Raw genomic sequence first — 13,200 nt, 5'->3', positions numbered from 1 at the left:
TGTTGCACGGCGTACTCTCCTCTCGTTACGTTCTGGCACGGTCTGACCGTGCAAGGGCTCGCCCGAACCGCTACTCCGGGTCAGGGAATCGACCGAGCGATCTTCTTGATGTCGCCGAAGGGTTGTCGCAGGCTAGGAACACCGGACCTGTTGCTGCCCTGCGTCCCACTGCATCAATAATTCCAGTGGTGATGGTGATGGTGATGGTGATGGTAGACCGGGCGTGGCACCCAGCCGTATCCGTTCCAGACATAACCGTTGTCATAAAACCAACGCGCTGAGTGATGGTGATGATGGTGGTGGTGGTGATAGCGACCGGGATCGCCGTAGCCGTCCCAGTATTGCACCGGGATCAGGTACGCCTGCCGGCTCTGGACAGCGGCGTCGGCGGCATCGAGCCGGGCGACCGCATTCGGCACGGGTTCAAACAGATCGGCGTAGGTCAATGCCGGCGGGATCGGGTCGGCGGCAGCCGGGGACGCGATCAGCGCGCCGCCGACGATCAGGGCGACGAGCGCTGCGTCGGTGAGCAGGGCGGTCTTGCGAGACATGATTTCCTCCGCATCAGGAATGGGTAGACGTCGTGCCCGCCCGACGGAACTGGCCGTCGCACGGGCGTATGACAGTTACGATAGTCTGGATGCCTCCAAGCTGAACACGCCCGATAGCCCGCATTCAGCTTCATGCGGGCTTCGAGCGGTTGCTAGTCCGGGTCGGAGCTCCGCGCCCGTGCCGCGCGAGCCATGTTGCGGTAGGTTCCGTCGAAGACCGTATTGGTCGACGACAGCCATTTCGTCCCGTCGGCGAGGCGGTCGCGGCTGACCGCGAGGCGTCGTGCCCGCATCTCGCGCTGGGCGGCTTCGTCCGCGGTCATCGGTTGCAGGTCGAGTTCCGGATCGGCGGGAACAACGATCAGGCTCATGAACGGCTCGCCCTTGCGGAAGACGTGCGTCACGCCGACCGGCGGCGCCTTGAAGATACAAAAGAAGGTCATCGGCCACCAGTCGCTGCGGATCAACGCCGGGACCGCAAGCGGTGTGGTGTTGGTCGGATCGGTATAATAGCGCGGGTGTGGTTCGGTCCTGATCGCCCACCCGGTCGGCACCTCGAGGTCGAGCGACAACTGGTAGGAATAGAAAACCTCGCCAAACGCCCGAAAGGGGGGCCAGGTCAATCCATCGCCGGGCGGGGACTTCCAGTCGGCGTCGAGCCGGACGTGGCCGTCGACGCTGCTGACCGTCAGGTCGTCGTCGAACGGGTAGACGAGCTCGAGCCCGTATCGTGCGCTTTCGGAGAAGGGGATGCAGTGCCATGGCTGTTCGTGGCTGCCGTCGACTCGCGGGTCCTTGCCGCCCGCCCAACCCGGGACCGTGATCCTGATTGCCTGTGGCGGCAGTCGATTGCCGTGACTGCGAAACTTGACGGTCGGCATTCCGTACCTTTCAGTAAAGATCCTCAGTCAACGGCACAATAATCCGGCCGACAACGTATCTTCCTGCGATGTCACGCCAACTCTGTGGCGAGTTTAAGTCCCAGCTGGCCGGTGGTTGCTTGATATAAATCGAGCTAAACGGGCGGTCGGGTCCCACATAATGCCTTCCTGGTTCGGTCTCGCAACCGCCCGGAATCACATCAAAACCGGATCGTCAACCGTTACGAAACCGTTCTGACACAGCGTCTTAGGTTTAGTGCACTAAGCAGATTAGCCGAGCCATCTCTGTCTTCAAGTGCTTAGCGTTGCCCGTTTGTTTGAAGTCCACTGATCAGTCTCGAATAGGATCTCGGAATTACCTGTTTGTGGATCGCGAGTAGTATGTGGAAAGGCCCGCCCAATTTCGATCATAGCGCCCACCCAGGGATCGCTCGGATCATATGGTGCATTTATTCTAATGTGGTGTTGCAGGGCTGTGAGGTGATGCAATTCGTGCCAAAGTATATGTACAAGACGGTTGTAAGCAAATCCCTTACCATCGACGCTATAGTAGCCTCACGTCGGATTAAGACAGATACGCATGTCCGTTCGCTCCAGCACCGGTGCGTCGTGTAGGTTCCATTTTTGCTTATAGAGCCACATTGCAAAACCGCCTTCGCCACTAAAGTCACCAATTGGCGTATTTGTGCCGGCAACGGCTTCGGCAACAATGGAGAAGAAACGTACCCCATGGCTGGCAGCATTCTCGAGGCTGCCTGTCGTCTCCGCCATTAGAGGGCTTCTGTTTCGGCATTGAAACCCAAGGTCCAAAGCCTGCGCGACTTGCAGCTTGAGTGCCGGCTCGTAAAGCTTGGCGAGATCAAAAATGGCGCTTCCCGATCGGTACCTATCAACTCCTTCGCGTGCCAACGTAGTCAAAACCAGTCCCGCTGCCACTTATGTTCTCCTTATTAATCATGCTCAATTGTCTTATACGCCGTATCACTGGGCAAGTGCACGAGCAAGTTGGCTTGGTCTTAATGATAAACGCCGGTTTCCGGCATTAGAGTTAGAATACACCCGCTCGACCTCATCAAGGCTCATCTCATCAGTCCGCCGATCATAGAGCTGGGTTGTCCGTGTCGAGGCATGGTTGGCCATCGCCGCCGCCTTCTCGAGAGTGCCACCGTTCTTGAGGTAGGCAGTAATCCCCGTCGCCCGAAACGAATGGTTGCCGATCGCAGTGGCAATGTCCGCCGCAGTGGCCCGCCGACGGACCATGGCAAAGGCGTTGGCTTGCGGTAGCGGCGTCGCGCTTACCTGCCCCGTCCCCCGCGCCAGTGTCCGGAACAGTGGGCCCTTACGGTCGTCGCGCAAATCGCAACCGTCGAGATACGCCTCGAGATACGAGTCAAGGTTGTGGTGGCACGGCATATCGTGCTTGCCACCCTTCTCGTGCAGCCGCACCCATAGCCGCCGGTTCTGGACGTAGACGTCTTCGACCCGCATCGCCAGCGCCGCGCCAACCGGGCGAAGCTGTACGTCATCAGCCCGATCAGCGCGCGGTCGCGCAATCCCGCCGGCGTCGTCACGTCGATGGCGTTGAGCAGCTGCCGGGCTTCGGCCGGAGCCAGCATCGGCGTCTTACCCCGCCGAACGCTATGGCTCGGGCCTCGCACGGAAGCGGCAGGATTGAACGGCACGACCTGACCGACCACCAGCCAGTCGAACAGGTGGCGGACTGCGGCCAGGCGCAGTTTGACCGTCGGCGCGCTGCGAACCCGGCCCTGCTCCTCGACATAGCCGGCAACGTGCAGCGGCTGGACCGCGACGATCGACGCGACCCCTCTGCCCTCGCACCAGCCCAAAAACTCACCTGTCGCCCGGACATAAGCACGGCGCGTATTCGGGTTGCGGATCATCATGGCGAAGAATTCGAGAAAGCGGGTGCGGGTACGATCGTCAGCCGTGGCGACGAGGGTCGGCAACGCAAACGTCTGCAGTGGAACGATGCGGCTCAGCATAGCGGGACGCTTCGCAAAATCTTGCCGGCGACCATGATCTTGGCGGTACCGGCACCGACGATGATATTGATCCGGCCCGCAGCGGTTTCGATGGTGTCGCCGGGAAAGATAATTTCCAGTACCCGCGCGGTGACGACTGGCGCGTCGCTATCGTCTATGACGGTCGGGATAGGGACGATACGAACGCGGTAGCTCATCACCCCCCCACTAACTCATCTCTGATATGTGATAATTGACATTTTCATATATAACACGCGGCGATCGTGCGATATCTCGCTCAGTCGCTGAGCGGGTCCTCGAGTAACTCGCTTTCGGTCGGCGGCTCCATCGAGTGAAAATCATAGGTCTCTCAAGACAGAGGCCCGCTTTTGGAAGCGAAAGCCCGTCCGTGCCATTTAATTTACCATATGCTGCATCGGTTAAATATATTAACCGTAACTATTATGGGGTGCTCCGCCTCGGAGATGACGTATGCAAACGATATATCGCAAGCGGCTCGCAAGCTCGGCCGCGGCCGGCATAATTCTGGGCATGAGCATTGGATCGGCTAAGGCCGCTCCGGTGATCACGTCCGTGAACGCGGACCTGTCGGTGAGCCCATATTCGTTCTCGTACCTGGGAAGCACGTTCACATTCACCGGCACCGGTGGCTTCCCGAATTATCTGGCGGTTTCGACGAGCGGCAGTGCTGCGGTCCGGACGGTATTCGGCACTCCCTCCACGGATTTCACCGATCGTGGTGGGCCCGTGGTTTACGACCAGAACACCCTTGGCGGCTTCGGCTCGTTCCCGGTGTCGACGTCAATCCCCTATACGAATGGCGACAACTTTCTCGGCCTTCGCGTGACGTCGGCGGGCAAAGATTATTACGGCTTCGCTTTCTCGACCAACGCCGTGCTCAATAGCTATGGGTTCGAGACTTCGGCCGATACTGGGATCACGGCGACGACAGCAACCGGCACAGGAACGGTTCCAGAGCCTGCCAGCTGGGCATTGATGGTTGCCGGTTTCGGCTTGGTCGGAGTCACAGTCCGCCGGCGCCAGCGGCCGGTTATTCATCTCGCCTGAATCGGCAAGTTTAGGCTGATAATCGTGGTGAGTTAAGTTCAGCCACTGAAGTAATGAGTTGGAATAATCACTCATCTTATTGAAGTTTTCTATTTGCTAGGCTCTTATAAAAAAGGGGATAACTATGAACCGCGTTTTTTCGGCAGCTTGTCTGGCCGTCATGGCTCTCGCCGGCGTTCAGGCAACTGCTTCGACCTCTACGATTGACTTCAACGACGGATCAGCGCCCGGGTTCTCGGGTAACTATAAGGTTACCTCCGGCACGGACTCGACCGCGGCTGCACCAGTCATTGGCGGCGTGACAGACACCACCCGGTATCTGGCAGTGCCCGGAACCGGCACCTCCGGCAACGCCTTCTTGGACGTCGGTGCGCTCGGCGGCGGCGGTGTGTTGACCCGCTTGAGCGCCGACTGGGGCTCGATCGACAGCTACAACACGCTGATATTCTACGCCGGCAACACGGTTGTTCAGACGGTCACCGGCAGCATGTTCCCGCCTGCGAACGGGGACCAGAGTTCGGCCGCCACCAATCGTAACATCAGTTTCGATTTCAACCGTAATCAAGGTGTCACGCGAGTAGGCTTCAACTCGGGGAAGTTGGCCTTTGAGTTCGATAACCTCTCGATCGCAGCCGTTCCCGAGCCCGCAACCTGGGCCATGCTGGTTCTGGGTTTTGGTATGGTTGGAGTTGTTTCGCGGCGTCGTCTGACAGCGATTAGCGCCTAATTGGCAGAGTGGCAGGTCAGAGCGCTGTCGAGCGCTTCGACCTGCCGGTCGGGCACCTATCGAAAAAAGGACATTCAGATGCGCATGCGTTTTGGCCTTGCCGTATTGCTAACGGTCGCTGCTCCAGCCTTTGCGGATATCATTACGATAACGCCGCCGAACCCACCGTCCGGTCAGTCGCAGAGCCCGGCACCCTTTACCTATCGCGGAACGACAGGCAGTCGCGATCAGCAGGTCTACTCGTCGAGCTTCTTTAGCGGTCCCCAGAGCCTGACATCACTGGCCTTCCGCTCGACGCCGAGCTTCCTGAACGGCGCGGACTACGCGAATGTCATCATCAACCTTTCGACGACCACACATGGCGACGAACTTGGCACACCGCTGTCGACTGTCTTTGCCGACAATATCGGCAGCGACGTGACCAATATCTATTCGGGCCCGCTGTCGTTTGCAGCACCGACCGACCAGGGTTTCGACTATGTCATTAACTTCACCAAGCCTTTTCGCTACAATCCAGCCGCGGGTAACCTTCTGCTCGACGTGCTAATTCCAGCAGGGACCAGCGTCTCGGGGCAAGGCTTCTTTTTGGCCTCGTTCGATACCGCCAACCAGCCTAACGACGGGGTCGCCAGCGTCAGCGACATTTTCGATGGCAATGCCACCCGCGGGAGCATCGACACGTCTGGCTCCATCACCAAATTTACCGGAACAGCGATTGCCGGCACAGTACCTGAACCTGCCAGCTGGGCAATGATGGTTGCCGGTTTTGGCTTGGTCGGAGTCGCAGTCCGTCGGCGCCCGTTCATTCGGTTCGCCTGAAACGGTCAAAAGAGGCGTCGCCTATATCAGTTTCGGCGGCGCCTCAGTTAAAGCATGACTTGATGCCGCGTTGGTAGGCTCGCCTACGCCTTCTCACGATTTGGCGTGTGCAAGATGCTGCCGCTGGATCTATTCATCGTCAGGCTAAGAAGGATGATGTATCACACAGCATCGACAACACGCTTGCGTCGATATTTTTGATGAAGGAACGGGTTATGAAGATAGCGCATCTAATCGCCGCTTCTGCGCTCAGCCTCGCACTCGCTGGGCCGTCAATTGCGCAGACGACGACGGGGACGACGCCGGCCGACGAGCACACCGCCATGGCCGCGCAGGAAAGCTCGATGGCCAAGGCCTCAGCCTCGCCGCACAATAAGGCGATGCACCACAAGCGTGCTGCCCACCATGCCAAAATGGCGGCGACAGCCCATGAGAAGGCAGCCGACAAGGCGATGGACGCGCCGAAGCCCAACTAATTGGAGTCCGGCCAACGACCAAAACCGTTGGCCGGCTCATTTACCAACTGCCGACGACCGATGCGTATCGAACAAGAGCCGCCGTCGTCGCCTATCCGACCAGATGGTTCGGCAAGCCCGAACCAATATGCCTGAAACTCAGACCGCTTCGACGTTGACCGCGGATTCGGCGAGCTGGCTCATCATATCGTCGCCGCGATGCATATCTTTAACCGCCGCCTCCAGCTTGGACGCATCGCCGTCAAGCTTGAGCGCCTTGGCGAAAGCGGCGACCGTGCCGAAACCGGTGATGCCATAATGGGTCATCCGCTGATACTGCGCGATGATCGCAGCGTCGAGCACGGGGCCGGTCTTGGGTGCATCCTTGAGGATGTGCTTCAGAGCTTCCTCAACCAGGCCCTCCATGCCCTTGCAGTGCTCCTTTTTGACCACTTCATTCTGGGCCTCGATCAGGGCCTTGAGCACCGTGGTGTGGGCCGCAATGCCACTCTGTGACTTTTGCAGCATAGCTTTGAGATCGCTGTCGGTTGCCGCCGGGGCAATTTTCTCCAAAGCCTTGGCCATCTGATCGTTTGACGACCACAGATCTTTCAACTCGTCGACATAAAGCTCTTGCATCGTTTCGATCTTGGACAACGTGGTTCTCCTCATCGCAGGGACAGTTGGAATTTAGAGATTGGCCTGCTCGTCGGCGTCGAGCTTCGCGTCGGGCGGATAGTAGAGCCGAGCGCAGTCGGCGCGCAGGATACCGCCCTCGACCGACAAATCGTCGCGATAGGCGTGGGTCACAAAATCGAGCGTGTCGATGCCCTTAGCTTCGAAGTACATCTTGTGGACGTCGTCGCGACCGGCACCGTAGACGATCCTGCCGACCTTGGCCCAGATCGACGCCATGGTGCACATGCCGCACGGCTGCAGTGTCGAGTACAGCGTCGCCCCCCGCATCTCGCCACCGAGGTGATCGCCGGCCGTTACTGCCGCACCGGCTTTGCGGAACGCCACCATCTCAGCATGTGCCGTCGCGTCGTGGAGCGTCTCGCACTCGTTGTGCGACGCACCAATAATCTTGCCGTCGAGTACGATTACGCAGCCGATCGGTGCAGAGGCCGGGTCGTCCCCGCGCGATGTAGCTACCGCGATCGCTTCGCGCATCCAGCGTTCATCGTCGGTCACAGCGACTCCGTCATTGCTCGAGTGCTTGTAAAGCGCGACGCGCCCCCTCGAACCAACCGCCAGATTGTCGCAGGGTTAAGCGGCAGCAGCTTGCGCGCGTAGCAAGTGGCCAGTGCATCCTACCCTTCATAAAGGGGAACCCGTTATTGGATCAGACGCTGAACGTCTGCCGCCTAGAGCGATATCCTTGGAGATAACACATGGCACAGGCAGATCACAAGAAGGCGGCCGAGCATCACGAGGCGGCCGCGAAGTCGCATCACAACGCTGCCGAGATGCACGGCAAGAACGACCACAGCAATGCGCACGAGACCTCGACGAAGGCCCATGGCCACTCGGAAGAGGCTCACAAGGCGTCAACCGCAGCCCATGGCAAGAGCGCTTCGGCGAAGAAGTAAGTCGACCCGGCCGGGGGTCGCCCCGGCCGCTTCTATAGGTATAGCGGCGCAAAATCACTGCGCGGCCGGCACTGCTTATTGCAGACAGCACGACGAAGTGCTCGTCCGGTAAACGGCGGGGCATCATCAACGACTGGCGGCATCGATGAAGCGGTCAAACGGGCAATCCGGCAGCGCGCATTTGTCGATCAGTTCACGCGGTCAACTCGGTTCCTGAGATGGGGGCTGTCGCGCCGCAATTCCTCAAGCAGCTGCCATCGGAGCCGTCAACCGCAAGAGACCTAGCCGGCCCGGCACGCCGCGCGCTGCGGCGATCGCTGCCTCGACCGCGGCGCTCAGCGATGAGGTGTAGTGGTCGGCAGCCATGCTGCGTGCCATTGGCGGGTTGCTCAGGATTGCCTTTCCCGCCGGCCACAGGCCGACAATGACCGGGATGCCGGACACCCGGTGGCGCAGCCGCTCGATCAGATAGCGGAGAGGCGACGGCTCGCCACTCAGTTCGAGATACGAGATGCAAATTATCCGCACGTCGCTGGCGGTGAACTCGCCAATCCAGTCGCGTGCTACGGCGCTGTAGGGCACGACGCGACCTCCGATGCCGTGTTTGGCGAGGATCTGGACCAGCATGGTCGCGGCAGCCTCATCGAGCAGGCCACGACCAGCGACGCGGCGACCGCCCCCTCCCCGCGCCCCACTCCGGCGGCAGCGCCTCGCCATCCTCCACATCGGCGATTGCCGGCGTCGCTGGCACTGTGCCCGCGCCTCGCTGTGACGGGGCGATCACCGCACTTTCAGAAGCTGCTGCAGCCGGCTGCGTGTCGGGATGGTCCTTCAGGCCGTCTATGACCTCGACGATCGTCGTCCGGATGCTCGCTAGTTGGTCGGGATGAAGGTTGCCGCGCTGGGCGTCGACCGCGGCAAGCTGCAATCCCTTGAGCGCGACATCGTCGTAGTAGCTCGAGAGAGACCGTTCCTTGAGCAGCCCCTCGGCATGGTCGCGGACCTCGTCGGCATCGTTTGCAAGGATCCGCTGGTAGAAGCTCTCGAGCGGCGTCGGGGCGGGTTGAACGCGGAGGAGCACGTCGAGAAACTCGAGGTGGCGGACGTGACGGCCGAGGACGACGAGGCAGAGGGTGAGCGGCGTCGATGGGATCAGCCCGATCGGGCCCACAGCCACGACCAGAAGATCGCCGCGACGACGACCGAGAATGGTGACAGCCCGGTGCTGCGGCGATAGACCATCGGCTCGATCGCCTGGCCGGTAATCCCCTCGACAACAAGGTAGAGCGCAAGCGTCCACAATGTCATCGACCAGCCCGGCTCGACCGCCGCCGCTAGTGTCATTGGCAGCACCGCGGCGATTAGCGACCCGACATAGGGAACGAACCGGAGCAGCGCCGAGAGGATACCTCACAGCACCGGGTAGGGGACGCCGATCACCAGCAGCCCGATACCGATCACGACGCCGCACAGCACGTTGATCGACAGCTGCGTCAGAACATAGCGCCGCAGGCGCTGGGTGCCGTCGTCGATCGCCGCCGTCGTGCCGTGGAGGTCGGTCGAGCCGGCAAGGCGGATCATGCGGTCGCGCAGGTCCTCGCGCTGGAGCAGGGCGAAGATCGCGATGATGAAAACCACACCGAAGGTCGCCAGGGGCGACAGGACTGGCGACAGGTAGCGGCGAACAAGATCGAGCGGGGTCGATCCGGTCGCGGGCGGAGCTGCGGGTGCAGCATGGGTCTCGGTCGACGACATCGTCGTCGTCTCACCTTCAGGCGCATTATGTGGTGAGTCGATCCGGTCGGTAAACTCGGACACGCAGCCAAGCGTGTAAGCCTTCACCCGCGACACCTTGGTCTCGACGGTCGCGGCATAGCGCGGCAGATCGGTGGTCAGCTGCGCAATCTGGGTACCAATCACCGTCCAAATCGCCAGTACCAGGCCAAGCGCGAGGGTCGCGACGTGAAGTGCTGCAGGGACACGGCCGATCCGCAGGCGGCGCAGAAGGTTGACCAGCGGCGCGAGAACGAAAGCGAGGAGTAGCGCCAGGGTGACCGGCACCAACATTTCCTTGCCGAAGTACAGATTAGCGACGGAGAGAACGAACGTTGTCAGCGCCCGCGAGGTATCGGGAGCCGCTGGCGATTCGATCGGCGGCAGCGCCGGAGCGAGCGATGCGGATGTCGAGATGCCCGCCTCCGTTCCTGCCATGACGGGGAGAGCGGCCGCTGCCAGGTCAGCCCGGCAGCGGCTGTGCACTAGATCTTCTTTGCGGCGTCGCGCACGGTATCCTTGGCGCCGCCGACGGCACTCTCGGCACTTCCCTTCGCCTTGTCAGCCACGCCCTCGGCCTTAAGCTTTTCGTCGCCGGTCATCTTGCCGACCCCTTCCTTGACGGCACCCTTGGCATTGTCGAGAACACCTTCTACGCGATTTTATCGACCATGTTTCTTCTCCGAAAGGATGCGGTGGTCCGGACGAGTTACGCCGATGCAGAAAGGGGGGCACTTCGCGGAACGAAGTGCTCCCCCTGATAAGACGGCTTAGTAAGGCTTCTTACCCTGCTGCGCTTCACCGCGACGCTCGAGATCGTCGTTGCCGGTAACCTTGCCGGCCCCTTCCTTGGCAAGGCCGGCGATCTTGTCGCCGAGGCCGACACCAGCAGCCGTCCCGGCACCGGCGGTCCCGGCCCCGGTCATGCCGGTGCGCGACGTGCCGGCAACGTTGTCGACCTCGACCTCGGTGCGACGCACGGTATCGTTGATCGTCTCGGTGCGGTCGTCGGCGGTCTTGCGAACGACGACCTCCTCAACGACGCGGGCGTCCTTGGCAACGACGGCTTCCTCGGCAGTCTCGGTCATCTCGATCGTCCGCTCACGAAATGCATCGGCCGGCACGGCGCCGCCGGTGACCGGACGACGCTCGACCGAGACATGCTCCTCGTGAAGCGTGACCTTCTCGCTGACTGGGGTCTCGACGATATACGAGCGCACCCGGACACCACCGCGCTCGACTTCGCGCTTGCCGACCCGCAGCGTCTCTTCGACGACCGGGATCATCTCCTCGCCTGCGCCCATCTTACGCGCACCCGTCATCGGCTTGGGGGACATGCCGGTTGCAGCAACCGGAGCGACCCATCCCGACTTCTTCCAGTCCTCGGCGCGGCCATCGATGTCGACCGAGTTGGCGTTGTCGAGGATGTCGACCGCCTGATCGACGTGATCGTCGTCCACCGTCGCGCTGAGCAGGGCACCGCCGCGGCGGACACCTTCTTCATAGACGTGACGGTCTTCACCCGGGCTAAACGCGCCCTTGAGCGACGCCCAAAAGCCTTGGGATTCTGCCGACGTCGTGCCGGTGCCGACATTGTCGCTATAGCCGTCGCTGGTCTTGTCGGTGATGCTGACGTGGCTGACGTGCAACGACGCAGCCTCGAGACGGTTCTTGGCGGCTTCGGCGTCGGCGCGGGTGTCGAACAATGCCGTGATGATGCGTGACATGATGATCGCTCCTTCTGTGGGCTTGGGTTGAATAGCGGTTAGCGATTGACGACAACGAGCTCGGTGCGGCGGTTCTCCGCCTGGCCACTCGCCGTCGTGTTGGTGTCGACTGGGTCGGCGTCGCCGCCGCTGCCGGTCGCGATGCGGCTACCATCGACACCCTTGGCCGTCAGTGCCACCTTGACCGAACTGGCGCGGTCGATGCCGAGCTTAGCGTTATCCGCGGCATTGCCGCGGGCATCGGCATAACCGACGATTTTGACGTTCGTCGTCGGGTACTTTCCGAGCACGCCAGCAACGTCCTCAACGGTTGTCTTGTCGGCGGCGGTCAGCTCGCTTGAAGCCGTCGCAAAGTGCATCGTATCGAACGCGAACGTCCGCGGTGCTGCTTCGCTGCCGGCGAGATAGGCACCCAATGCTCCAACCGAGGCGGTCGTGGTCGCGGCGACCGTGGATCCGGTGGCTGCGATCGGCGCGGCGGCCGTGTTCGATACGGTTTCGGTGGTCGTCGCGGCTTCCTTGTGGCGCGTCAGGGCCCAGATCAGCGCAAGCACGCCGAGCGCGAGCGCAAGCCATGCCAGCCAATTGACCGGCTTGCCCTTTTCGATGTGGATGTGGCTCGGCGGGGCCCCCTCGGTCATCTCACGGTCGTCGGCCATTATTCAGTCTCCCTGTTGGTGGATTCGCGCTCGATCACCGCGCGCATGACGCGGCGGGTGACGGTCTGCTCAAAAGGATCGGCGGTGCGGACATCGCGCATGTGGACCTCCTCGACGAGGACCAGCTCGCGAACGACGCGAAGCCGCTCCTCGACGACCGAGATGATCATCACGCCGTCGACCTCGCGCGGCGGCGGAACGGTATCGACAACACGGTCGATCGCGATGCGATCGACCGTGACGTAGTTGCCGGACAGCGTCGCGCTTACGACGACTGGCTCCTCGTCGACAACGGTCCGCACGCGGACCTTGCCGGTCTCTACCGTTCGGGTATCGATGCGAGCCGTTTCTTCGACCAGCTGGATAACGCCGTCGCGAGTCTGACTGGTTTTCTCGTCGGGGGTCACGACGGAGAAACCGGCGCGGGACCGGTCAGCACGCCGCAGACCGCCGTGGCCTTGACGACTTCGAGCGGTACTTTCGGGTCGTTGACCTGGGCGGCGGCACGAACCAGGTCGCTCGCGTTCAGCCGCCCCGGCATCGGGTCGCCACCATTGTACACCTGAGCAGCGCGACCGAGCTGGATGATCGACAGCGACGCCTCAAGGTGATTGCCGACACAGTCGGCGCGCGCACCGCCGAGACCATAGCGCTGGAGACCGGTCGAGATTCGCATCGACGGCGACGCACACGCCGCAACGCTGCTGCCGGTCAAAAGCATTGTACCCCACTGGACACGCGTCGACACAACCATCGCTGGCTCCAGAGATTTCTGAGAACGAGCGCCTCTCCTCGAGGCCAACGCTGCTGCCAGCGTCGCCAGAGCTCGTTATGTATCTGACGATGCGCCAACGGTGCGAACGTGGCAGGGTTCCCATGACAATCGTATTTTCGCCACGATTGCCGGAAAGCTGGAATAAATCTTTGAGGCTGCGTCCGGCAGCC

At 61.4% G+C, this 13,200-nt stretch carries 18 protein-coding genes and 2 pseudogenes; 5 read left to right on the top strand and 15 right to left on the bottom strand.

Annotated elements, in window-relative coordinates:
* Nucleotides 1–173: 173 nt before the first annotated feature.
* The 5 genes and pseudogenes from KZX46_RS22555 to KZX46_RS22535 all read right to left on the bottom strand — a co-directional run bounded on the left by KZX46_RS22555 (nt 174) and on the right by KZX46_RS22535 (nt 3,632).
* A complete protein-coding gene (locus tag KZX46_RS22555; RefSeq protein WP_219777287.1) occupies nt 174–551 on the bottom strand; it encodes a hypothetical protein in 378 nt (125 codons plus the stop codon).
* A 152-nt stretch (nt 552–703) separates the two neighbouring features.
* A complete protein-coding gene (locus KZX46_RS22550; RefSeq protein WP_219777286.1) occupies nt 704–1,432 on the bottom strand; it encodes a hypothetical protein in 729 nt (242 codons plus the stop codon).
* A gap of 555 nt (nt 1,433–1,987) precedes the next feature.
* Nucleotides 1,988–2,368, bottom strand: coding sequence for a hypothetical protein (locus KZX46_RS22545; protein ID WP_219777285.1), 381 nt, complete (start codon nt 2,366–2,368; stop codon nt 1,988–1,990).
* A 120-nt stretch (nt 2,369–2,488) separates the two neighbouring features.
* Nucleotides 2,489–3,435, bottom strand: a pseudogene (locus KZX46_RS22540) (tyrosine-type recombinase/integrase); the annotation flags it as partial.
* Nucleotides 3,429–3,632 (bottom strand): hypothetical protein, encoded by a 204-nt coding sequence (locus KZX46_RS22535; protein WP_219777284.1) that lies wholly within the window; start codon nt 3,630–3,632, stop codon nt 3,429–3,431. The pseudogene KZX46_RS22540 and the gene KZX46_RS22535, both read right to left, overlap by 7 nt.
* Nucleotides 3,633–3,906: 274 nt before the next feature.
* On the opposite strand from KZX46_RS22535, the gene KZX46_RS22530 reads away from it, so the two are divergent.
* The 4 genes from KZX46_RS22530 (at nt 3,907) to KZX46_RS22515 (ending at nt 6,525) form a co-directional block, all read left to right on the top strand.
* Complete coding sequence (locus tag KZX46_RS22530; RefSeq protein ID WP_219777283.1) at nt 3,907–4,503, top strand: PEPxxWA-CTERM sorting domain-containing protein; 597 nt, start codon at nt 3,907–3,909, stop codon at nt 4,501–4,503.
* A gap of 124 nt (nt 4,504–4,627) precedes the next feature.
* Entirely contained in the window at nt 4,628–5,230 is a 603-nt protein-coding gene (locus KZX46_RS22525) for a PEPxxWA-CTERM sorting domain-containing protein (protein ID WP_219777282.1), read from the top strand.
* Between the two features lie 78 nt (nt 5,231–5,308).
* Complete coding sequence (locus KZX46_RS22520; protein WP_226896334.1) at nt 5,309–6,049, top strand: PEPxxWA-CTERM sorting domain-containing protein; 741 nt, start codon at nt 5,309–5,311, stop codon at nt 6,047–6,049.
* A 107-nt stretch (nt 6,050–6,156) separates the two neighbouring features.
* Nucleotides 6,157–6,525 (top strand): hypothetical protein, encoded by a 369-nt coding sequence (locus KZX46_RS22515; protein ID WP_219777281.1) that lies wholly within the window; start codon nt 6,157–6,159, stop codon nt 6,523–6,525.
* A 138-nt stretch (nt 6,526–6,663) separates the two neighbouring features.
* Here KZX46_RS22515 and KZX46_RS22510 read toward each other — a convergent pair whose 3' ends face one another.
* Nucleotides 6,664–7,161 (bottom strand): ferritin-like domain-containing protein, encoded by a 498-nt coding sequence (locus KZX46_RS22510; protein WP_219777280.1) that lies wholly within the window; start codon nt 7,159–7,161, stop codon nt 6,664–6,666.
* Nucleotides 7,162–7,194: 33 nt separating this feature from the next.
* Complete coding sequence (locus KZX46_RS22505; protein WP_255615642.1) at nt 7,195–7,698, bottom strand: nucleoside deaminase; 504 nt, start codon at nt 7,696–7,698, stop codon at nt 7,195–7,197.
* Between the two features lie 200 nt (nt 7,699–7,898).
* Between KZX46_RS22505 and KZX46_RS22500 the strand changes: the two genes are divergently transcribed.
* Complete coding sequence (locus tag KZX46_RS22500; protein WP_219777279.1) at nt 7,899–8,096, top strand: hypothetical protein; 198 nt, start codon at nt 7,899–7,901, stop codon at nt 8,094–8,096.
* A 243-nt stretch (nt 8,097–8,339) separates the two neighbouring features.
* On the opposite strand, the gene KZX46_RS22495 is transcribed toward KZX46_RS22500, so the two are convergent.
* The 8 genes and pseudogenes from KZX46_RS22495 to KZX46_RS22455 form a co-directional block, all read right to left on the bottom strand.
* Complete coding sequence (locus KZX46_RS22495; RefSeq protein ID WP_219777278.1) at nt 8,340–8,723, bottom strand: hypothetical protein; 384 nt, start codon at nt 8,721–8,723, stop codon at nt 8,340–8,342.
* 13 nt (nt 8,724–8,736) lie between these two features.
* A complete protein-coding gene (locus KZX46_RS22490) occupies nt 8,737–9,273 on the bottom strand; it encodes a hypothetical protein (RefSeq protein WP_219777277.1) in 537 nt (178 codons plus the stop codon).
* Nucleotides 9,249–10,157 (bottom strand): annotated as a pseudogene (locus KZX46_RS22480) (AI-2E family transporter). The gene KZX46_RS22490 and the pseudogene KZX46_RS22480 overlap by 25 nt, the downstream one beginning before the upstream one ends.
* Nucleotides 10,158–10,354: 197 nt before the next feature.
* On the bottom strand, nt 10,355–10,471 hold the full coding sequence (locus tag KZX46_RS22475) for a hypothetical protein (RefSeq protein ID WP_370647571.1): 117 nt from the start codon (nt 10,469–10,471) through the stop codon (nt 10,355–10,357).
* Nucleotides 10,472–10,639: 168 nt separating this feature from the next.
* Nucleotides 10,640–11,596 carry a DUF2382 domain-containing protein gene (locus KZX46_RS22470; protein WP_219777275.1) on the bottom strand — a complete coding sequence of 319 codons (957 nt, stop codon included), beginning with the start codon at nt 11,594–11,596 and terminating at the stop codon, nt 10,640–10,642.
* Nucleotides 11,597–11,634: 38 nt separating this feature from the next.
* Nucleotides 11,635–12,255, bottom strand: coding sequence for an OmpA family protein (locus tag KZX46_RS22465; protein ID WP_219777274.1), 621 nt, complete (start codon nt 12,253–12,255; stop codon nt 11,635–11,637).
* Nucleotides 12,255–12,662: a DUF2382 domain-containing protein gene (locus KZX46_RS22460; RefSeq protein ID WP_219777273.1), complete on the bottom strand. Its 408-nt coding sequence runs from the start codon at nt 12,660–12,662 to the stop codon at nt 12,255–12,257. The genes KZX46_RS22465 and KZX46_RS22460 overlap by 1 nt, the downstream gene beginning before the upstream one ends.
* Nucleotides 12,659–13,009 (bottom strand): hypothetical protein, encoded by a 351-nt coding sequence (locus tag KZX46_RS22455; RefSeq protein ID WP_226896333.1) that lies wholly within the window; start codon nt 13,007–13,009, stop codon nt 12,659–12,661. The genes KZX46_RS22460 and KZX46_RS22455 overlap by 4 nt, the downstream gene beginning before the upstream one ends.
* Nucleotides 13,010–13,200: the final 191 nt, after the last annotated feature.

The sequence above is a fragment of the Polymorphobacter sp. PAMC 29334 genome (assembly GCF_019431245.1).
Taxonomy (GTDB): Bacteria; Pseudomonadota; Alphaproteobacteria; order Sphingomonadales; family Sphingomonadaceae; genus Polymorphobacter_B; species Polymorphobacter_B megasporae.
The sequence above is the reverse complement of the archived record's forward strand: the minus strand, read 5'-3'. Positions and strand labels throughout refer to the sequence as shown.